Below are 19,309 nucleotides of genomic sequence, written 5' to 3'. Positions count from 1 at the left end.
CGCTGCCGTCAGAGACGTCTTGCCGTGGTCAACGTGGCCGATCGTGCCGATGTTTACGTGCGGCTTGTTGCGCTCAAACTTACTCTTTGCCATTTCCGGCTCTCCATTCTTCTAAGGCCCGAAGGCGCTAATTCTTGTTATCGGACAATTGGTATTCCGGTCACTTCTGACCGGAATACTTTGCCTGGATTTCAGTTGCGACGTTCGACGGGACCGGCGCGTAGTGATCGAAGGTCATCGTGTACTGAGCACGGCCCTGCGACATGGAGCGCAGGTTATCGACGTACTTGAACATGTTCGCCAGCGGAACGTTTGCCGCGATGACGATCGCGATGCCGCGCTGCTCCTGACCCTGGATCTGACCACGGCGGGAGTTGAGGTCGCCGATAACGTCACCGACGTAGTCCTCAGGCGTTACAACTTCGACCTTCATCATCGGCTCGAGGAGCTGAGCGCCGGCCTTCTTGGCTGCTTCACGGAAGCAGGCGCGGGAAGCGATTTCGAACGCCAGGACAGACGAGTCGACGTCGTGGAAGGCACCGTCGATGAGCGTCGCCTTGACGCCGAGCATCGGGAAGCCGGCCAGCGGACCAGACGACAGAACGCTTTCGATACCCTTCTGAACGCCCGGGATGTATTCCTTCGGAACAGCACCGCCGACGATCTTGGATTCGAACTTGAAGTCGTCGCCTTCTTCGTTCGGTTCGAAGACGATCTTGACGCGCGCGAACTGACCGGTACCACCGGACTGCTTCTTGTGCGTGTAGTCTTCTTCGTGCTTCTTCGTGATGGTTTCGCGGTAGGCAACCTGCGGCGCACCGACAGTTGCTTCAACCTTGAATTCACGACGCATGCGATCGACCAGAATGTCGAGGTGAAGTTCACCCATGCCGGCGATGATCGTCTGGCCGGATTCCTGGTCGGTCTTGACGCGGAAGGACGGATCTTCAGCAGCCAGGCGGTTGAGCGCGAGGCCCATCTTTTCCTGGTCGCCCTTGGTCTTCGGCTCGATCGCGATCTGGATGACCGGCTCGGGGAATTCCATGCGCTCGAGGATAACCGGCTTCAGCGGATCGCAAAGCGTATCGCCAGTGGTGGTTTCCTTGAGGCCGGCAAGAGCAACGATGTCGCCTGCAAAGGCTTCTTCGATGTCTTCACGGGAGTTCGAGTGCATCTGCAGCATGCGGCCGACGCGCTCGCGCTTGTCCTTCACCGTGTTCATGACCGACGCGCCCTTTTCGAGCTTGCCGGAGTAGATGCGAGCGAAGGTGAGCGAACCGACGAAGGGGTCGTTCATGATCTTGAACGCAAGCATGGAAAGCGGCTCGGAGTCGTCAGCGTGACGCTCGATATCGGCTTCCGTCTTGAAGTCGATGCCCTTGATGGCAGGAATGTCCATCGGCGACGGCAGATAATCGACAACAGCGTCGAGCAGCGGCTGAACGCCCTTGTTCTTGAAGGCGGTGCCGCAGAACATCGGATGGAACTTGACGTCGATCGTGCCGCGGCGAACCAGGGCGCGGATCTTGTCGTTGTCGGGCATGTCGCCGTTCAGGTAGGCTTCCATCGCTTCTTCGTCGATCTCGACAACGGTCTCGATCAGCTTTTCGCGATATTCTTCAGCCTTGGCCTTCAGGTCTTCAGGGATTTCGACGACGTCCCACTGTGCGCCGAGCGATTCGTCGCGCCAGATGAGTGCGTTCATCTCGATCAGATCGACAACGCCCTTGAATTCGGATTCTGCACCGATCGGCAGCTGCATGACAACAGCCGTTGCGCCGAGGCGGGTCTTGATCATCTCGACCGAGCGGTAGAAGTCCGCACCGGTCTTGTCCATCTTGTTGCAGAAGATCATGCGCGGAACGTTGTACTTCTCAGCCTGACGCCAGACGGTTTCCGTCTGCGGCTCTACGCCGGCGTTGGCATCGAGAAGAGCGACCGCACCGTCGAGCACGCGCAGCGAACGTTCGACTTCGATCGTGAAGTCGACGTGGCCGGGAGTGTCGATGATGTTGAAGCGGCGCATCTTGCCGTCACGGCCCTTCCAGAAGGTCGTGGTCGCAGCAGAGGTGATCGTGATGCCACGCTCCTGCTCCTGCTCCATCCAGTCCATCGTGGCTGCGCCGTCGTGCACTTCGCCGATCTTGTGCGACTTGCCGGTGTAGTAAAGGATACGCTCGGTCGTCGTCGTCTTGCCGGCGTCGATGTGCGCCATGATACCGAAATTACGGTAGTCTTCGATTTTATATTCGCGAGCCATAGTGGACTGCCTTTCGATACCGTTCGGGATTACCAGCGATAATGCGAGAACGCACGGTTGGCATCAGCCATCTTGTGCGTGTCTTCGCGCTTCTTGACCGCGGAACCACGGTTGTTGGATGCATCGAGAAGCTCGCCCGACAGACGGTCGACCATGGTCGTTTCGTTGCGCTTGCGCGCAGCGGTAATCAGCCAGCGGATAGCAAGGGCCTGGCGGCGCTCAGGGCGGACATCAACCGGAACCTGATAGGTCGCACCACCGACGCGGCGCGAACGGACTTCGACGTGCGGGGCAATGTTGTCGAGGGCGGCGTGGAAAACAACCAGCGGCTCCTGCTTGGACTTGCCCTGTACGGAGTCAAATGCGCCGTAAACGATGCTTTCAGCAACGGACTTCTTACCATCGAGCATGATGGCATTCATGAACTTCGTGACGACCAAATCGCCGAACTTCGGGTCCGGGTTGATCTCGCGCTTTTCTGCTCTGTGACGTCTGGACATAACTTCTCGTCTCTTAACTGTTAAGGCGCTCTACCACGCGGAGAACCTCGCGCAGCGCCGGAAAACCAAAACCCGAATTACTTCGGACGCTTTGCACCGTACTTGGAACGGCGCTGCTTGCGGTTCTTGACACCCTGGGTATCGAGAACGCCGCGGATGATGTGGTAACGAACGCCCGGCAAGTCCTTGACGCGGCCGCCACGGATCATGACGACAGAGTGTTCCTGCAGGTTGTGACCTTCGCCAGGAATGTAGCCGATGACTTCGAAGCCATTGGTCAGGCGGATCTTGGCAACCTTACGCAGAGCCGAGTTCGGCTTCTTCGGGGTCGTCGTGTAGACGCGGGTGCAAACACCACGCTTCTGCGGGTTTTCCTGCAGAGCAGGAACCTTGTTACGCTTTACGTTCGGCTGGCGCGGCTTGCGGATCAGCTGGTTTACGGTAGGCATTCAACCATCCCTTACGTTTAACTGTACCCTTTCGGGCGTAAAATCACGCCGTCTCCGGCAAGATCACACGCTTGTCTCAATGCGCAAAACGTGGCCCGATCCGCTTTCACGGATGGACCACAGAGGGCAGAGGACGCAAAAGACATGCGTCATGCGTGCGGGCATCATATCTTCAACGTGCGTTTCGAACCTTGTTTGAGGTGAACTCCAGGGCAAGGCGCCCCAGAAAGCCATGCCTCACATGGGTTCCGATGGCGCGGGTACTACTGGTTTCCCTCACCTACGTCAAGGCCGGTTAAGAAATAATCTTCCCGCGAATGCCTTGAAATGCCGGGCTTACGCCCTCTTTGCAAGGGTTCCGGACATTTTTGCGGCGGCCCTTAAAGTTCAACTTGGGGCTCGCCGGAAAAGCGGTTAAGGAATCGGCGATTGCAGACGAAATCCGCAGGAAGCGGATTCGAGTTTACGAATCGTTACATATTCAAAGGACCACCCGATGATCACCAGCCCCGACAACGACAACAACTCCGAAGGCCCGATGGTCTTCATCATTATCGGCAAGGGTTATGAGTCGGACGGCAGCGAAGGCGTCGACCTGCATATCATGCTGAGAGCCGCCGATGACGACACCGCCGTGCGCGAGGCGCTGAACGCGCTGTCCGAGGAAGGCTTCATCGAGGCCGATCTCGACCAGATCGGCATGCTGACCGAAGTGCCTGAAGAAGAGCCGCACGCGTCTGCCTATCAGGGCGCGCTGGACGGCGAGGTTTCGATCATCCGGTTCAACTGAGCGTCAGCTATCGGCGGCGCCAAACAGAGCTGCCTCATAGTTCATGGCGCCGTTGAGTATATGCAAAATCTGTACGGCGTCGGCGGTGCAGGTATAGAAGATATTGTAGCGGCCGTGCACGGCCCTTCTGATCCCGCTCTCCTCGTGACGGGGCACCAGCGGATAGGCAAGCGGACGATCGGTGATCATCAGGCAATGCCTCTCCAGCTCTTCGACGAAGGAAAGCGCGCGGCGCGGATTATCCCTCGCAATATAATCGCCGATCGAGAAGAGATCGCGGTGGGCTTCTGCCGCGATGACCAGCTTCATTTGCCGTCCGCCATGCGGCCATAGCGCTCCTTGAGCTCAGCGAAGACATCGTCAGCCGCATGGACGCGACCGGCGTCGACATCCGCCCTGCCCCGGGCGAGCGCCGCGTCCATCAGCGCAAGCTGCTTCTCCCGCTCCTCGACCAGACGAACGCCCTCGCGGAGCACTTCGCTCTTCGAGTTGTAGCGGCCGCTCTCGACGAGCTTCTGAACAACCGCTTCCAGATTTCCAAGTTCGACGCTTTGAGCCATGGGTGCCTCCGATAACTATTATTGGTACGCACCGCTGGTTTGGCAAGTCTCGCTTGCCGCCGCGCGGCGATTATGCCGCAGGCTCTGACACCGTTCTGTCATCTTCGCCAAACAATCCTCGGTTACCCGCGAGATGCATTTCATTGCCCCAAACGGAGTCCCCCAAATGCGTACTGTCTCCAAATTCCTGGCTCTCGGCCTTGCCACTGCCGTGGCGTTTGCTGCGCCGGCTTTTGCCGAAGACAAGGCAAAGCCCTTTACCGACAATACCGAAGTCAACCTTCTGAACCTGCTTCCGCCGCCGCCTGCCAATGATTCCGCCAAGACCAAGGCCGAGATCGGCGAGCTTCTCTCGATCCAGGTCACCCGCACCCCGGAGATGGAAGCCCAGGCCGTTGCCGATGCCGAGGAAAATGTCTGGCGTTTCAGCGACGTCATCGACAATCCGAAATTCACCAAGGAGAACCTGCCGAAGTTTTCGGCCTTCTTCGACCGCATCGTCGAGACCGAAGCCGCCGTCGTCGATCCGGCGAAGGACGTCTGGAAGCGCCCGCGCCCTCACCTGCTCTATCCCGAGCTCGTCAAGCCAGTCGTGCCGCTCTCGAAGTCCGGCTCCTACCCGTCCGGCCACACGACGCTCGGCACGCTGATGGGCGTCGTCCTGTCGAACATGGTTCCCGAAAAGAAGGATGCCATCATGGGCCGCGCCTGGGCCTATGGCTGGAACCGCGTCATCGGCGGCATCCACTACCCGACGGATATCGAGGCGGGCCGTATCGCCGGTATCGCCACGGCGCAGACGATCATGCAGCATGACGACTATAAGGCCGAATACGAAGCAGCCCGCACTGAACTGCGCACCGTCCTCGGCCTCTGACATCCGCACTTCTGCCGAAAGGGCCGTAATTCGACTGCGGCCCTTTTTGCATGCCTGCCATCTCAGGCGGTCAACAAAAAACCGCCCGGATCGCTCCGGGCGGTTTTTGATTTCTGCAATCGAACCTGCCGTTATTCGGCAGCAGGCGCGCTTTCGTTTGCCATGTCCTGCAGCATCGGCGTTGCCGAGTCTGCACCCGTGCCCTTACGGCGCTCTTCGAGGATCAGCTCGTCGCGCGACGTGGCGATACGGCGGATCTGGGTCATGGTGCCACCGGTACCGGCCGGGATAAGGCGGCCGACGATGACATTTTCCTTGAGGCCCTGGAGACCGTCGGTCTTACCGGCGATCGCAGCTTCCGTGAGCACCTTCGTCGTTTCCTGGAAGGACGCGGCGGAGATGAAGGACGGGGTCTGCAGCGATGCCTTGGTGATACCGAGAAGAACCGGGTCACCATAGGCAGGCTTCTTGCCCTGTTCGATCAGGCCGTCATTGACGTCCTCGAGCTCGATACGGTCGATGTTGTCACCGACGATATAGGTCGAGTCGCCTGCATCGGTGATTTCCACCTTCTGCAGCATCTGACGAACAATCACTTCGATGTGCTTGTCGTTGATGACAACGCCCTGCAAGCGGTAGACTTCCTGGATTTCGTTGACCAGGTACGAAGCGAGTGCTTCGACGCCCTTGATCGCCAGGATGTCGTGCGGAGCCGGGTTACCGTCGAGGATGTAGTCACCCTTTTCGATATAGTCGCCTTCCTGAAGGTGGAAGGGCTTGCCCTTCGGGATCAGGTATTCGACAGGCTCGACACCGTCTTCCGCCGGCTCGATGATGACGCGGCGCTTGTTCTTGTAGTCGCGGCCGAGGCGGATCGTACCATCGATCTCAGCGATGATGGCGTGGTCCTTCGGACGGCGGGCTTCGAACAGTTCGGCAACACGCGGCAGACCGCCGGTGATGTCCTTGGTCTTGGCGCTTTCGAGCGGCGAACGTGCAAGCACGTCACCCTGCGAAACCTTCGTGCCCGGCTCGACCGACAGGATCGCGTCAACCGAGAGCAGGAAGCGGGCGTCACCACCACGCGACAGCTTCATGACGTTGCCGCTGGCATCCTTGATGACGATAGCAGGCTTCAGATCCGAACCGCGGGGGGTCGAACGCCAGTCGATAACCTGACGCTTGGTGATACCCGTGGATTCGTCGGTCGCTTCGAGAACGGAGATACCGTCGACGAGGTCTTCGAACTGAACGGTACCGGCCACTTCCGTCATCATCGGACGGGTGTATGGGTCCCACTCTGCCAGACGCTGACCGCGTTTGACCTTGTCACCATCATCGACATGGATCTTCGAACCGTAGGCAACGCGCTGCGAGGAGCGCTCGACACCGCGTTCGTCCAGGATCTGGACCGCCATGTTGCGGCCCATGGCGACGAGAACGCCGTCCGAGTTGCGCAGCATGTTGCGGTTCTTCATCTGAACCGTACCTTCGTACGAAGCTTCCAGGAACGACTGGTCGACCACCGTTGCCGTGCCACCAAGGTGGAACGTACGCATGGTGAGCTGGGTGCCCGGTTCGCCGATCGACTGTGCAGCGATAACGCCGACCGCTTCGCCCATGTTGACAGGGGTACCGCGCGCCAGGTCTCGGCCGTAGCAGATCGAGCAAACGCCGGTCTGAACTTCGCAGGTCAGTGCCGAGCGGATGCGGATCGACTGGATACCAGCCTTTTCAATCTCGATGACATCGGGCTCGAGAATCATCTTGCCGGCATCGACGATGCGGTCGCCCGTCACCGGATGATCGATATCGTCAAGCGCCGTACGGCCAAGGACGCGAACGCCGATGGAAGCAACGACCTGACCGGCATCGACGATCGCCGTCATGGTGAGGCCCTTGTCGGTGCCGCAATCCACGAGGTTGACGATGCAATCCTGCGCGACGTCGACGAGACGGCGGGTCAGGTAACCGGAGTTAGCGGTCTTCAGAGCCGTGTCTGCGAGACCCTTACGGGCACCGTGCGTCGAGTTGAAGTACTCGTTGACGGTCAGACCTTCCTTGAAGTTCGACGTGATCGGCGTTTCGATGATTTCGCCCGACGGCTTGGCCATGAGGCCGCGCATGCCGCCCAGCTGACGCATCTGGTTCGGAGAACCGCGGGCGCCGGAGTGCGACATCATGTAGATGGCGTTCATCGGCTTCTGACGGCCGGTGTTCGGATCGAATTCGACGGCCTTAATGCGGGCCATCATGTCTTCGGCGACCTTTTCGGTTGCCTTGCCCCAGGCGTCGACGACCTTGTTGTACTTTTCGCCCTGAGTGATCAGGCCGTCATTGTACTGCTGCTCGTATTCCTTGACCAGGTTTTCGGTGTCACCGACGATCTTGGCCTTGGTTTCCGGAATGACCATGTCGTCCTTGCCGAACGAAATGCCGGCGCGGCAGGCGTGGCTGAAGCCGAGCTGCATGATGCGGTCGCAGAAAATGACCGTGTCCTTCTGACCGCAGTGACGGTAGACCGCGTCGATCATCTTGGAGATGTTCTTTTTGGTCATTTCCTGGTTGCAGATGTCGAAGGTGACCTTGCCGTTCTTCGGCAGGAGTTCGCCGATGAGCAGACGGCCAGGCGTCGTTTCATAGATCTTCGAGTACGGCTTGCCGTCCTCGCCGATCGACTTGAAGCGGCCGCGGATCTTGGTGTGCAGCGTCACGACCTTGGTTTCGAGCGCGTGATGCAGCTCGCCGAGATCGGAGAAGGCCATGCCTTCGCCCGGCTCGTTCTGGTTCAGGATCGAGAGGTAGTACAGGCCGAGAACCATGTCCTGCGACGGAACGATGATCGGTGCACCGTTTGCAGGGTGCAGGATGTTGTTCGTCGACATCATCAGAACGCGGGCTTCGAGCTGGGCTTCGAGCGACAGCGGCACGTGAACGGCCATCTGGTCACCGTCGAAGTCGGCGTTGAAGGCCGTGCAGACGAGCGGGTGCAGCTGGATGGCCTTGCCTTCGACCAGGGTAGGTTCGAAGGCCTGGATACCCAGGCGGTGCAGCGTCGGTGCGCGATTCAGGAGAACCGGATGCTCGCGAATGACCTCGTCGAGGATATCCCAGACTTCCGGCTTTTCCTTTTCGACCAGCTTCTTGGCCTGCTTGACGGTCGAGGAGTAACCCTTGGCGTCGAGGCGGGCGTAGATGAACGGCTTGAAGAGCTCGAGCGCCATCTTCTTCGGAAGGCCGCACTGGTGCAGCTTCAGTTCCGGACCGGTCACGATGACCGAACGGCCGGAATAGTCGACGCGCTTGCCGAGCAGGTTCTGGCGGAAGCGGCCCTGCTTGCCCTTGAGCATGTCGGACAGCGACTTCAGCGGACGCTTGTTGGCGCCGGTGATGACGCGGCCACGGCGGCCGTTATCGAACAGCGCGTCTACAGATTCCTGCAGCATGCGCTTTTCGTTGCGGATGATGATGCCCGGAGCGCGCAGTTCGATCAGGCGCTTCAGACGGTTGTTACGGTTGATGACGCGGCGATAGAGATCGTTCAGGTCAGACGTCGCGAAACGGCCGCCATCCAGCGGAACCAGCGGACGCAGATCCGGCGGGATGACCGGAACGACCTTCATGATCATCCATTCCGGACGGTTGCCCGATTCCATGAAGTTCTCGACGATCTTCAGGCGCTTCATCAGCTTCTTCTGCTTGAGATCCGACGTGGTGTCGGCCAGATCCGAGCGCAGGTCGCCCGCAATCTTCTCAAGGTTCATGGAAGCCAGCATTTCGAAGATGGCTTCAGCGCCGATCATCGCGGTGAACTGATCTTCGCCGTATTCGTCGACGGCCAGCATGTACTCTTCTTCGGAGAGCAGCTGGTGCTCCTTCAGAGCAGTCAGGCCCGGCTCGGTGACGATGTAGTTTTCGAAGTAGAGAACGCGCTCTACATCCTTCAGCGTCATGTCGAGCAGCGTCGAGATGCGCGACGGAAGCGACTTCAGGAACCAGATATGGGCAACGGGAGCGGCGAGCTCGATGTGGCCCATGCGCTCACGGCGAACGCGCGACAGCGTGACTTCGACGCCGCACTTTTCGCAGATGATGCCCTTGTACTTCATGCGCTTGTACTTGCCGCACAGGCATTCGTAGTCCTTGATCGGCCCGAAAATGCGCGCGCAGAAGAGACCGTCACGTTCCGGCTTGAACGTACGGTAGTTGATGGTTTCCGGCTTCTTGATCTCACCGTAGGACCAGGAGAGGATCTTCTCCGGAGATGCGATAGAAATTCGAATGCTATCGAAATTCTGCGCAGGCACCTGCGGATTGAAAAGATTCATGACCTCTTGGTTCATGCCTGTCTCCTTCATGGGCGGATGCGCCCTTATCTTGCTATGGCCGGCGGCAAATCCCGGGAGCCGCGCCAACGCTCAAAACGACAATAACCGCGAAATGCGGCGAAATCGTCCCTGCCCGGCCAACACGTTACGGGGCCAGAGCGGGAACGGTGTGCGCTGATTACAGCGCACACCCTATCAGATGGTTACTCAGCAGCATCAGGCAGCTGGTTCGCCTGCTGTTCGTCGAGCTTGGAGTTCTCCAATTCGACCGACAGACCGAGCGAGCGCATTTCCTTGACGAGAACGTTGAAGCTTTCGGGGATACCCGCTTCAAACGTATCGTCGCCACGGACGATGGCTTCGTAGACCTTGGTACGGCCGGCGACGTCGTCCGACTTGACCGTGAGCATTTCCTGCAGCGTGTAAGCCGCACCATATGCTTCCAGTGCCCAGACTTCCATTTCGCCGAAGCGCTGACCGCCGAACTGCGCCTTGCCGCCCAGCGGCTGCTGAGTAACGAGCGAGTAAGGACCGATCGAACGGGCGTGGATCTTGTCATCGACCAAGTGGTTCAGCTTCAGCATGTAGATGTAGCCAACCGTGACCTGGCGGTCGAACTGCTCGCCCGTACGACCGTCGTAAAGGGTCGACTGACCGCTTTCCTTCAGGCCGGCCAGAGCCAGCATCTCGTTGACGTCACCTTCGTGCGCACCGTCGAACACCGGCGTTGCGATTGAAACGCCACGCTTCCACTGGTCGGCAAGACGCAGGACCGAGTCATCGTCGAAGTCCTTGACCTGCTCGGCCTTCGGACCGTCGCCGACAACGTCGCCGATCGTCTTGCGCAGCGGAGCGATGTTGCCGCTCGCCTTGTAGGCTTCCAGCATGTCGCCGATCTGGCGGCCCATGCCGGCGCAAGCCCAGCCGAGATGCGTTTCGAGAATCTGACCGACGTTCATGCGCGAGGGCACGCCGAGCGGGTTCAGAACGACGTCGACATGCGTACCGTCTTCGAGGAACGGCATGTCTTCGACCGGCACGATACGCGACACGACACCCTTGTTGCCGTGACGGCCGGCCATCTTGTCGCCTGGCTGGATCTTGCGCTTAACAGCAACGAAGACCTTGACCATCTTCATGACGCCCGGAGGCATTTCGTCGCCGCGCTGGACCTTCTCGACCTTGTCCATGAAGCGCTGTTCAAGGCGCGACTTGGATTCGTCGTACTGGCCACGCAGGGCTTCGAGTTCGCTCTGAACCTTCTCGTCCTCGACGGCGAACATCCACCACTGCGAGCGCGGATATTCGGAAACGACGGAGTTCGAAAGCTCGGTGCCCTTCTTGAAGCCCTTCGGCCCTGCGATGGACATCTGGCCGCGAAGCATGTCGATCAGACGGCCGTAGACGTTACGGTCGAGGATCGCCTGTTCGTCGTCGCGGTCCTTTGCAAGACGCTCGATCTCTTCGCGCTCGATTGCCATCGCGCGCTCGTCCTTTTCAACGCCGTGGCGGTTGAAGACGCGCACTTCGACGATCGTGCCGTAGGTGCCGGGCGGCATGCGCATGGACGTGTCGCGCACGTCGGACGCCTTTTCACCGAAGATGGCGCGCAGAAGCTTTTCTTCCGGCGTCATCGGGCTTTCGCCCTTCGGGGTGATCTTGCCGACGAGGATATCGCCCGGCTGAACTTCGGCGCCGATGTAGACAATACCGGCTTCGTCGAGGTTCTTCAGCGCTTCTTCCGAAACGTTCGGAATGTCGCGCGTGATTTCTTCCGGACCAAGCTTGGTGTCACGCGCCATCACTTCGAATTCTTCGATGTGGATGGAGGTGAACACGTCGTCAGCAACGATACGCTCGGAGAGCAGGATCGAGTCTTCGTAGTTGTAACCGTTCCACGGCATGAACGCGACGAGCGCGTTGCGGCCGAGAGCGAGATCGCCCAGATCCGTGGACGGACCGTCAGCGAGGATGTCGCCGCGGTTGACCTCGTCACCGACGGTGACCAGCGGGCGCTGGTTGACGCAGGTGTTCTGGTTCGAACGCTGGAACTTCTGCAGGCGGTAGATATCGACGCCGGACTTGCCAGCTTCGAGATCTTCCGTTGCGCGGATAACGATACGCGTCGCGTCGACCTGGTCGACCACGCCGCCGCGGCGGGCGCCGATAGCAGCGCCGGAGTCGCGGGCAACGACCGGTTCCATGCCGGTGCCGACGAACGGAGCTTCAGCACGCAGCAGCGGAACGGCCTGACGCTGCATGTTCGAGCCCATGAGAGCGCGGTTGGCGTCGTCGTTTTCCAGGAACGGGATGAGAGCGGCAGCAACCGAAACAACCTGCTTCGGCGAGACGTCCATCAGGTTCATGCTGTCGCGTGGGGCGAGCATAACTTCGTTGGCATGACGGCAGACGACGAATTCGTCGACGAAGGAACCATCCTTGTCGAGTTCGGCGTTCGCCTGCGCAACGTAATACTTCGCTTCTTCCATGGCGGAGAGGTAAAGAACGTCGTTCGTTACCTTGCCATCGACGATCTTGCGGTACGGGCTTTCGATGAAGCCGTACTTGTTGACGCGTGCGAAGGTTGCGAGGCTGTTGATCAGACCGATGTTCGGGCCTTCAGGCGTTTCGATCGGGCAAATACGGCCGTAGTGCGTCGGGTGAACGTCGCGGACTTCGAAGCCTGCGCGCTCGCGGGTCAGACCACCCGGACCAAGAGCCGAGAGACGGCGCTTGTGGGTGATTTCCGAAAGCGGGTTCACCTGGTCCATGAACTGCGACAGCTGCGAGGAGCCGAAGAATTCGCGGACGGCAGCAGCTGCCGGCTTGGCGTTGATCAGGTCCTGCGGCATGACCGTGTCGATTTCGATCGAGGACATACGTTCCTTGATCGCGCGCTCCATGCGGAGCAGGCCGAGACGGTACTGGTTTTCCATCAATTCGCCGACGGAGCGAACGCGACGGTTGCCGAGGTTGTCGATGTCGTCGATTTCGCCCTTACCGTCGCGCAGTTCGACCAGCATCCTGACCACGGCCAGAATGTCGTCCTTGCGCAGGATGCGGACGGTGTCCTCGACAGAGAGGTCGAGACGCATGTTCATCTTCACGCGGCCGACGGCGGAGAGATCGTAACGCTCCGCATCAAAGAACAGCGAGTTGAACATGGCTTCGGCCGAATCCATGGTCGGCGGTTCACCCGGACGCATCACGCGGTAGATATCGAACAGAGCGTCCTGACGGTTCTCGTTCTTGTCTGCCGATAGCGTGTTGCGGATGTAGGCGCCGACATTGATGTGGTCGATTCCGAGAACCGGGATTTCTTCGAAACCGTGGTCGAGGATGACCTTGAGGGTCTTCTCGTCGATTTCGTCGCCGGCTTCGAGATAGATCTCGCCCGTCGAATAGTTGACGATGTCTTCGGCAAGGTAGTTGCCGTACAGGTCTTCGTCAGTCGCCTTCAGCGCCTTCAGGCCCTTGTCGGAGAGCTGGCGGAGCAGACGCGGGGTCAGCTTCTTGCCGGCTTCGACAACGACTTCACCGGTGTCGGCGTCGACCATTTCGGTGATCGCCTTGGCACCCTTGAGGGTTTCCGGCTGGTAAGGAATGCGCCAGCCATCGCCGGCACGCTTATACAGCGACTTGGTGTAGAAGGTATCGAGGATTTCCTCGCCGTCCATGCCGAGGGCCATCAGCAGCGACGACACCGGAATCTTGCGGCGGCGGTCGATACGGGCATAGACGATGTCCTTGGCGTCGAATTCGATGTCGAGCCAGGAACCACGATACGGGATGACGCGGGCAGCGAAGAGCAGCTTGCCGGAGGAATGGCTCTTGCCCTTGTCATGGTCGAAGAAGACGCCCGGCGAACGGTGCATCTGAGACACGATAACGCGCTCGGTGCCGTTCACGATGAACGTGCCGTTGTTGGTCATGAGCGGCATGTCGCCCATGTAGACGGACTGTTCCTTGATGTCCTTGATCGACTTCGCGCCCGTATCCTCATCGATATCGAACACGATGAGACGGAGAGTAACCTTCAGCGGCGCAGCGTAGGTCAGGTCGCGCTGGCGGCACTCGTCGACGTCGAACTTCGGCGGTTCGAATTCATAGGACACGAATTCCAGCATCGAGGCGCCGGAGAAATCGGTGATCGGGAAGACGGACTTGAAGACGGCCTGGAGGCCTTCGTCAGGGCGGCCGCCCTTCGGTTCTTCGACCATCAAGAACTGGTCGTAGGACGCCTTCTGAACCTCGATGAGGTTCGGCATCTCTGCGACTTCGGGGATTTTACCAAAAAACTTGCGTACGCGCCTACGACCATTGAACGAAAGGGTCTGAGCCATCGTCGCTCCTTCAAAAATTGCATCCGGGCCTGCAACGGACGGGAACCGATGGCCAGTCGACCCCGTCAAGCAATGGGTTGGTTCAAACTCGTCTCACTTCCCGAAACCACCAGGCCGGATTGCCTGCGTGTCCCGGTTCGAGACCATCCTCTTGAAGAACCCATTACCCAAAAGCCGTTTTCACGCGGCTTTTGGGTAATTCGTTCCGGAAAACGGCAAATGGGAGACGGCAAACGCCGCCTCCCAGATGCAGTTCAAGATTACTTGACGTCGGCCTTTGCGCCAGCGTCTTCAAGCTTCTTCTTGATGTCAGCTGCTTCAGCCTTGGAAACGGCTTCCTTGACAGCCTTCGGAGCGCCTTCGACGAGGTCCTTGGCTTCCTTGAGGCCGAGGCCGGTGATAGCGCGGACTTCCTTGATGACGTTGATCTTGTTCGCGCCAGCATCCGTGAGGATGACGTCGAACTCGGTCTTTTCTTCTTCAACGACAGCAGCAGCGCCACCGCCAGCAGCAGCAGCAACAGCTACCGGAGCAGCAGCGGAAACGCCCCACTTTTCTTCGAGAAGCTTGGACAGTTCTGCAGCTTCCAGAACGGTCAGTGCAGAGAGGTCTTCAACGATCTTTACGAGATCAGCCATGTTATCAGTTCCTTTTGTTCGGTTCGAACCGGTGTTTTATAAACAGCAAAAAACCGCCTTATGCGGCTTCGTCCTTCTTGGCGTAAGCCGAGAACACGCGAGCAAGCTGGCTTGCCGGTGCTGCAACAACGCCTGCGATGCGGGTAGCCGGAGTCTGGATCATGCCCAGCAGCTTTGCACGCAGTTCGTCCAACGACGGCAGGGTCGCAAGCGACTTGACTGCATCGGCGTTGAGCGTGGTTGTTCCCATGGCGCCGCCCAAAACAACGATCTTATCGTTGGTCTTGGCGAAATCCACGACGACTTTCGGAGCAGTGATCGGGTCATTGCTGTATGCAATGAGCGTCTGACCTGTGAAGAGACCAGAGATCCCTTCTGCTTCCGTACCCTGAAGGGCGATCTTGGCCAGGCGGTTCTTCGCGACTTTGACGGTACCGCCAGCTGCGCGCATCTTAGAACGGAAGTCGTTCATCTGCGCGACTGTAGCACCAGCATAGTGGGCCACGACAACCGAGCCCGAAGCCTTGAAGACTTCGTTCAGTTCCGTGACGAATTCGCGTTTTTCCGCTCTTTCCACTGCCTATCTCCAGTTGACAGGTCCGTTTGACGGGGCCTGCCGGGTTGCCTTTTGCCTCCTGGGATCAGAAGCGATCCCAAGCGACGCTTGAGGATCCTGTCCCCTCGCGCTCCGCGCCACTCAAGGCTAGGAGGACAAGGCATCCAAGGCTCGAACCAAATCGATCGAAGCTAAGCTTCATGCAATTCGGGTCTTACCCGTCTCATGCAGGCTTAAGTGATTAAGGGATAACCACCTGCAATCTCGGACAGGATTCCGGATTTCTCCGGAATATCCCGGCCCCTTGCGAGGCCGGAATGCATGCTGCCGGGCCTAAGCCCGGCAAATTCGTTAGGCGGCCGGAGCCGTGACCGAGCCGAGCTCGATCTTGACGCCCGGACCCATGGTCGAAGAGATCGCTACGCGCTTGACGTAGTTGCCCTTGGCGCCAGCCGGCTTTGCCTTGATGACGGCATCAGCGAAGGCGCGGATGTTTTCTTCCAGAGCCTTGGCTTCGAACGAGGCCTTGCCGATGCCGGCGTGGACGATACCAGCCTTTTCGACACGGAACTCGACAGCGCCGCCCTTGGAAGCCTTAACGGCACCCGTGACGTCCATCGTAACCGTTCCGACCTTCGGGTTCGGCATCATGCCGCGCGGGCCGAGAACCTTACCGAGACGACCGACGAGCGGCATCATGTCCGGGGTCGCGATAACGCGGTCGAAGTCGATCTTGCCGCCCTGGACGATATCGACCAGATCTTCGGCGCCGACGATGTCTGCGCCTGCAGCCTTGGCTTCATCAGCCTTGGCGCCGCGGGCGAAAACAGCAACGCGAACGTCGCGGCCGGTGCCGTTCGGAAGGTTGACGACGCCGCGGACCATCTGGTCGGCGTGGCGCGGGTCAACGCCGAGGTTCATCGAGATTTCGATGGTCTCGTCGAACTTGGCGACAGCACGCTCCTTGACCATGCCGATGGCGAGGCCGAGTGCGTAGAGCTTCGTGGGATCAACACCTTCGTTGATCTTCTTGGTGCGCTTGCCTGACATGGTCTTAACCTACCACTTCCAGGCCCATGGCGCGGGCAGAGCCCTCAATCATCGCCATTGCACCTTCGATATCTGCTGCGTTGAGATCCTTCATCTTGGCTTCGGCGATCGACTTGATCTGAGCCTTGGTGAGCTTGCCGGCGTTGGCGCCCTTGCCAGGCGTCTTCGAACCGGACGTGATCTTCGCTTCCTTCTTCAGGAAGTAGCTGACCGGCGGCTGCTTCATGACGAAGGTAAAGGACTTGTCCTGGTAATAGGTGATGACGACCGGGATCGGCATACCCTTTTCCATTTCCTGCGTAGCCGCATTGAACGACTTGCAGAATTCCATGATGTTAATGCCACGCTGACCAAGCGCCGGGCCGATTGGCGGGGACGGGTTAGCCGATCCTGCCTTGACCTGAAGCTTGAGCTGGCCTGCAACTTTCTTAGCCATAACTCTCTGCCTTTCATTGATAGCCGGTTACCCGGCCCTTGATGCCGGATCGCTCCGGCGGCTGCGGTTGCGTGGTGCGGAATATCGAGGTCCGGCTAAGGCCCCTCACCTTCCACGCGATTTGCGGTTTCCACCGCACACGAGCGAGCCTTGGCGGCTCACCCGCAACTCAGACCTTCTCGACCTGAGCGTATTCCAGCTCGACCGGCGTAGCGCGGCCGAAAATCGAAACTTCCACCTTCAGGCGCGAACGCTCTTCATCGACATCCTGAACCGTGCCGTTGAACGACGCGAACGGACCATCGGAAACGCGAACCTGCTCGCCGATCTCGAAGCTGACCGAAGCCTTCGGACGCTCCACACCTTCCTGCACCTGACCGAGGATACGGTCGGCTTCGGAATCCGGGATCGGAACGGGCTTGTTGTCGGAGCCCAGGAAGCCCGTGACCTTCGGCGTGTTCTTTATCAGGTGGTAGGCTTCATCCGTCAGGTTCGCACGAACCATGACGTAGCCCGGGAAGAACTTGCGCTCGCTGTCGACCTTGCGGCCACGGCGCACTTCAACCACCTTTTCGGTCGGCACGAGAATCTTCTCGAACAGGTGCTCAAGCCCCTTCTGGCGAGCCTTGTTCTCGATGTCCTCAGCGACCTTCTTTTCAAAATTCGAATACGCGTGGACGATGTACCAACGTGCCGCCATCTTCTATCTCCACCCGATCAGTTGCTGATGTTGAGCACGAAGCTCAGGAGCCAGCTGATGAGCTGGTCGGCAGCAAAGAAAAACAGCGCGGCGAAAACCACCATTACGAGAACCATGATCGTCGAGATCATCGTCTCGCGGCGCGACGGCCAGGTGACCTTGGCCGTCTCCGACCGCACCTGCTGAAGAAACGTAAATGGATTGGATTTGGATGCCATCACTGCCCACGCAATTACGGCGCGTAAAGCTGAAACTATCAGCCCCACGCACCGCGTGTCTGTTGAACCCTACATAAACACCGATTCCCGATTGCACAAGAGGGGAACCGAAGTTTAACGAAATCGCTATGCCGCCCTCCTCACAGAACGCAGCGAAGATTTCGCGCATACCGTTCGAAGGAAATGGCAGGGGCAGAGGGGCTCGAACCCACGGCCTGCGGTTTTGGAGACCGCCGCTCTACCAACTGAGCTATACCCCTTTACGCTTTGCATTCAGCTTGTTGACCTCAAGGCCTCGAAGCACCGTTTAAAGCATGGCGCACCCTTTAAGACGGCTGCGCGGGATTGGCAAGTGCGTTTTTCCATTTTTTCCAACACCGCGCCGCCGTTCCGCTTCGGCCTTACGCCTTCACGTATTTGCGCCAGTCGTGCTCTTCCCTGAAGCCCAGCACTTCCCGGATCTTGCGGTTGGAAAGCAGGCCCTCGTATTCGCCGATCTCGCGGGTGAACGGAACATTGGGGAAAAAGCGTTGCGCCAGTTCCCGTGACGACGTGTTGGCCGACACCGTATCGTTGGCGGCGTTGAACACCTGATAGCCAAGCCCGTCCTTCTCGATGCAGAGATGGCAGATCTGACCAAGATCGCGGGCATCGATATAGCTCCAGGCGATGCGCTTGCGGATCTCAGGGTTGGCGAAGAATTCCGGAAACTTCTGGTATTCGTGCGGCTCGATGACATTGCCGATGCGCAGCGCATAGATATCGGCGCCCGAGCGCTCGGCAAAGGCGCGGGCCGTCTTCTCGTTGATCACCTTGGAGAGGCCGTAGGAATCCATCGGATTGACGTCGTAGTCTTCGTCCAGAGGGAACTGGTGGAAGTCGCGATGCCCCTCGGCGAAACAGACGCCGTAGGTCGTCTCGCTGGAGGCGACGATGATCTTGCGGATGCCGAGCTTCACTGCCGCCTCGATGACATTGTAGGTGCCCATCGTATTGATGCGGAAGGTCTCGTTGTCGGGCTTGATCAGGATGCGCGGGACGGCGGCGAAATGGATGACAGCATCGAAAGGCTGAACGCCCTTCCCTGCTTCCAGATCGGGAAAATCGCGGTGCATCGACAGCGCGTTGAAGACCTGGCCGCTATCAGTGATGTCGGCGATCAGATTGGTGACACCAGGACTGTCGAGTGGCACCAGATCGATATTGTGGACTTCGTAGCCCTTGGCGACCAGCCACGGCACCGTATGCCGCCCTGCCTTGCCCGAACCGCCGGTGAAAAGAATGCGCTTCTTCATGAAATATCCTCCGCGTGATGAAAATCGGAGGGATAGATAAAGGCTTTGCAGCCAAGCGCAAGGGCGGCTCGAAAGGCCGGCGTCACCATCGCGTGACAATAAAAAAGGCCCCGCTGTTGCCAGCGGGGCCTTTCCAGACTTTCGGTAATCCTGGGATTACTCGATGATCGAGGCGACGATGCCGGCGCCGACGGTACGGCCGCCTTCGCGGATCGCGAAGCGCAGCTTTTCTTCCATCGCGATCGGAACGATCAGCTCGACAACAACGGTGACGTTGTCGCCCGGCATAACCATTTCCGTGCCTTCCGG

General features: G+C 59.1%; 17 protein-coding genes, 1 tRNA gene and 1 pseudogene. 2 read left to right on the top strand and 17 right to left on the bottom strand.

Features of this window, described 5'->3' with window-relative positions; all coding sequences use genetic code 11:
• The 4 genes from J2X43_RS30975 to rpsL all read right to left on the bottom strand — a co-directional run.
• A partial coding sequence (locus tag J2X43_RS30975; protein WP_018010120.1) for a GTP-binding protein occupies positions 1-93 on the bottom strand: 93 nt, incomplete at its 3' end.
• Between the two features lie 67 nt (positions 94-160).
• Positions 161-2,260 carry an elongation factor G gene (fusA, locus tag J2X43_RS30970; RefSeq protein ID WP_112390804.1) on the bottom strand — a complete coding sequence of 700 codons (2,100 nt, stop codon included), beginning with the start codon at positions 2,258-2,260 and terminating at the stop codon, positions 161-163.
• Positions 2,261-2,289: 29 nt separating this feature from the next.
• Positions 2,290-2,760, bottom strand: coding sequence for a 30S ribosomal protein S7 (rpsG, locus tag J2X43_RS30965; RefSeq protein ID WP_112390805.1), 471 nt, complete (start codon positions 2,758-2,760; stop codon positions 2,290-2,292).
• A gap of 77 nt (positions 2,761-2,837) precedes the next feature.
• A complete protein-coding gene (gene rpsL, locus J2X43_RS30960; protein WP_018902683.1) occupies positions 2,838-3,209 on the bottom strand; it encodes a 30S ribosomal protein S12 in 372 nt (123 codons plus the stop codon).
• A gap of 496 nt (positions 3,210-3,705) precedes the next feature.
• Between rpsL and J2X43_RS30955 the strand changes: the two genes are divergently transcribed.
• Complete coding sequence (locus J2X43_RS30955) at positions 3,706-3,999, top strand: transcriptional regulator (protein ID WP_112390806.1); 294 nt, start codon at positions 3,706-3,708, stop codon at positions 3,997-3,999.
• Between the two features lie 3 nt (positions 4,000-4,002).
• Here the strand turns inward: J2X43_RS30955 and J2X43_RS30950 are convergent, their stop codons facing one another.
• Positions 4,003-4,308 carry a type II toxin-antitoxin system RelE/ParE family toxin gene (locus J2X43_RS30950; RefSeq protein ID WP_310301511.1) on the bottom strand — a complete coding sequence of 102 codons (306 nt, stop codon included), beginning with the start codon at positions 4,306-4,308 and terminating at the stop codon, positions 4,003-4,005.
• On the bottom strand, positions 4,305-4,559 hold the full coding sequence (locus tag J2X43_RS30945; protein WP_112541122.1) for a type II toxin-antitoxin system ParD family antitoxin: 255 nt from the start codon (positions 4,557-4,559) through the stop codon (positions 4,305-4,307). The genes J2X43_RS30950 and J2X43_RS30945 overlap by 4 nt, the downstream gene beginning before the upstream one ends.
• 166 nt (positions 4,560-4,725) lie before the next feature.
• Between J2X43_RS30945 and J2X43_RS30940 the strand changes: the two genes are divergently transcribed.
• A complete protein-coding gene (locus J2X43_RS30940) occupies positions 4,726-5,436 on the top strand; it encodes a phosphatase PAP2 family protein (RefSeq protein WP_112541123.1) in 711 nt (236 codons plus the stop codon).
• Between the two features lie 131 nt (positions 5,437-5,567).
• Here the strand turns inward: J2X43_RS30940 and rpoC are convergent, their stop codons facing one another.
• The 11 genes and pseudogenes from rpoC to tuf form a co-directional block, all read right to left on the bottom strand.
• Positions 5,568-9,779 (bottom strand): DNA-directed RNA polymerase subunit beta', encoded by a 4,212-nt coding sequence (gene rpoC, locus J2X43_RS30935; RefSeq protein ID WP_112390808.1) that lies wholly within the window; start codon positions 9,777-9,779, stop codon positions 5,568-5,570.
• 188 nt (positions 9,780-9,967) lie between these two features.
• Entirely contained in the window at positions 9,968-14,107 is a 4,140-nt protein-coding gene (gene rpoB / locus J2X43_RS30930) for a DNA-directed RNA polymerase subunit beta (RefSeq protein WP_310301505.1), read from the bottom strand.
• Between the two features lie 260 nt (positions 14,108-14,367).
• On the bottom strand, positions 14,368-14,745 hold the full coding sequence (gene rplL, locus J2X43_RS30925) for a 50S ribosomal protein L7/L12 (RefSeq protein WP_112390810.1): 378 nt from the start codon (positions 14,743-14,745) through the stop codon (positions 14,368-14,370).
• Positions 14,746-14,803: 58 nt separating this feature from the next.
• Complete coding sequence (gene rplJ, locus J2X43_RS30920; RefSeq protein ID WP_016553543.1) at positions 14,804-15,322, bottom strand: 50S ribosomal protein L10; 519 nt, start codon at positions 15,320-15,322, stop codon at positions 14,804-14,806.
• Between the two features lie 330 nt (positions 15,323-15,652).
• Positions 15,653-16,351: a 50S ribosomal protein L1 gene (gene rplA, locus J2X43_RS30915; RefSeq protein WP_112518757.1), complete on the bottom strand. Its 699-nt coding sequence runs from the start codon at positions 16,349-16,351 to the stop codon at positions 15,653-15,655.
• A gap of 4 nt (positions 16,352-16,355) precedes the next feature.
• Positions 16,356-16,787: a 50S ribosomal protein L11 gene (gene rplK, locus J2X43_RS30910; protein WP_112390812.1), complete on the bottom strand. Its 432-nt coding sequence runs from the start codon at positions 16,785-16,787 to the stop codon at positions 16,356-16,358.
• A 169-nt stretch (positions 16,788-16,956) separates the two neighbouring features.
• Complete coding sequence (gene nusG / locus J2X43_RS30905; protein ID WP_112390813.1) at positions 16,957-17,487, bottom strand: transcription termination/antitermination protein NusG; 531 nt, start codon at positions 17,485-17,487, stop codon at positions 16,957-16,959.
• Between the two features lie 17 nt (positions 17,488-17,504).
• Positions 17,505-17,705: a preprotein translocase subunit SecE gene (gene secE, locus J2X43_RS30900; protein ID WP_112390814.1), complete on the bottom strand. Its 201-nt coding sequence runs from the start codon at positions 17,703-17,705 to the stop codon at positions 17,505-17,507.
• Between the two features lie 184 nt (positions 17,706-17,889).
• Positions 17,890-17,965, bottom strand: a tRNA-Trp gene (locus tag J2X43_RS30895).
• 141 nt (positions 17,966-18,106) lie between these two features.
• Positions 18,107-19,000 (bottom strand): NAD(P)-dependent oxidoreductase, encoded by an 894-nt coding sequence (locus tag J2X43_RS30890; RefSeq protein ID WP_310301498.1) that lies wholly within the window; start codon positions 18,998-19,000, stop codon positions 18,107-18,109.
• Positions 19,001-19,156: 156 nt separating this feature from the next.
• Positions 19,157-19,309 (bottom strand): annotated as a pseudogene (gene tuf / locus J2X43_RS30885) (elongation factor Tu); the annotation flags it as partial.

Source organism: Rhizobium sp. BE258, from assembly GCF_031457345.1.
Taxonomy (GTDB): Bacteria; Pseudomonadota; Alphaproteobacteria; order Rhizobiales; family Rhizobiaceae; genus Rhizobium.
Note: the sequence above shows the minus strand (reverse complement) of the source record. Positions and strands in the feature narration are given on the sequence as shown.

Bases quoted from the DNA above. Each gene is read 5' to 3' on its own strand.
- rpoC (WP_112390808.1), bottom strand. From the start codon at position 9,779: ATGAACCAAGAGGTCATGAATCTTTTCAATCCGCAGGTGCCTGCGCAG.
- nusG (WP_112390813.1), bottom strand. From the start codon at position 17,487: ATGGCGGCACGTTGGTACATCGTCCACGCGTATTCGAATTTTGAAAAG.
- secE (WP_112390814.1), bottom strand. From the start codon at position 17,705: ATGGCATCCAAATCCAATCCATTTACGTTTCTTCAGCAGGTGCGGTCG.
- J2X43_RS30955 (WP_112390806.1), top strand. From the start codon at position 3,706: ATGATCACCAGCCCCGACAACGACAACAACTCCGAAGGCCCGATGGTC.
- J2X43_RS30890 (WP_310301498.1), bottom strand. From the start codon at position 19,000: ATGAAGAAGCGCATTCTTTTCACCGGCGGTTCGGGCAAGGCAGGGCGG.
- J2X43_RS30945 (WP_112541122.1), bottom strand. From the start codon at position 4,559: ATGGCTCAAAGCGTCGAACTTGGAAATCTGGAAGCGGTTGTTCAGAAG.
- rplK (WP_112390812.1), bottom strand. From the start codon at position 16,787: ATGGCTAAGAAAGTTGCAGGCCAGCTCAAGCTTCAGGTCAAGGCAGGA.
- J2X43_RS30940 (WP_112541123.1), top strand. From the start codon at position 4,726: ATGCGTACTGTCTCCAAATTCCTGGCTCTCGGCCTTGCCACTGCCGTG.
- J2X43_RS30950 (WP_310301511.1), bottom strand. From the start codon at position 4,308: ATGAAGCTGGTCATCGCGGCAGAAGCCCACCGCGATCTCTTCTCGATC.
- rplA (WP_112518757.1), bottom strand. From the start codon at position 16,351: ATGTCAGGCAAGCGCACCAAGAAGATCAACGAAGGTGTTGATCCCACG.
- rpsL (WP_018902683.1), bottom strand. From the start codon at position 3,209: ATGCCTACCGTAAACCAGCTGATCCGCAAGCCGCGCCAGCCGAACGTA.
- rplL (WP_112390810.1), bottom strand. From the start codon at position 14,745: ATGGCTGATCTCGTAAAGATCGTTGAAGACCTCTCTGCACTGACCGTT.
- rpsG (WP_112390805.1), bottom strand. From the start codon at position 2,760: ATGTCCAGACGTCACAGAGCAGAAAAGCGCGAGATCAACCCGGACCCG.
- fusA (WP_112390804.1), bottom strand. From the start codon at position 2,260: ATGGCTCGCGAATATAAAATCGAAGACTACCGTAATTTCGGTATCATG.
- rpoB (WP_310301505.1), bottom strand. From the start codon at position 14,107: ATGGCTCAGACCCTTTCGTTCAATGGTCGTAGGCGCGTACGCAAGTTT.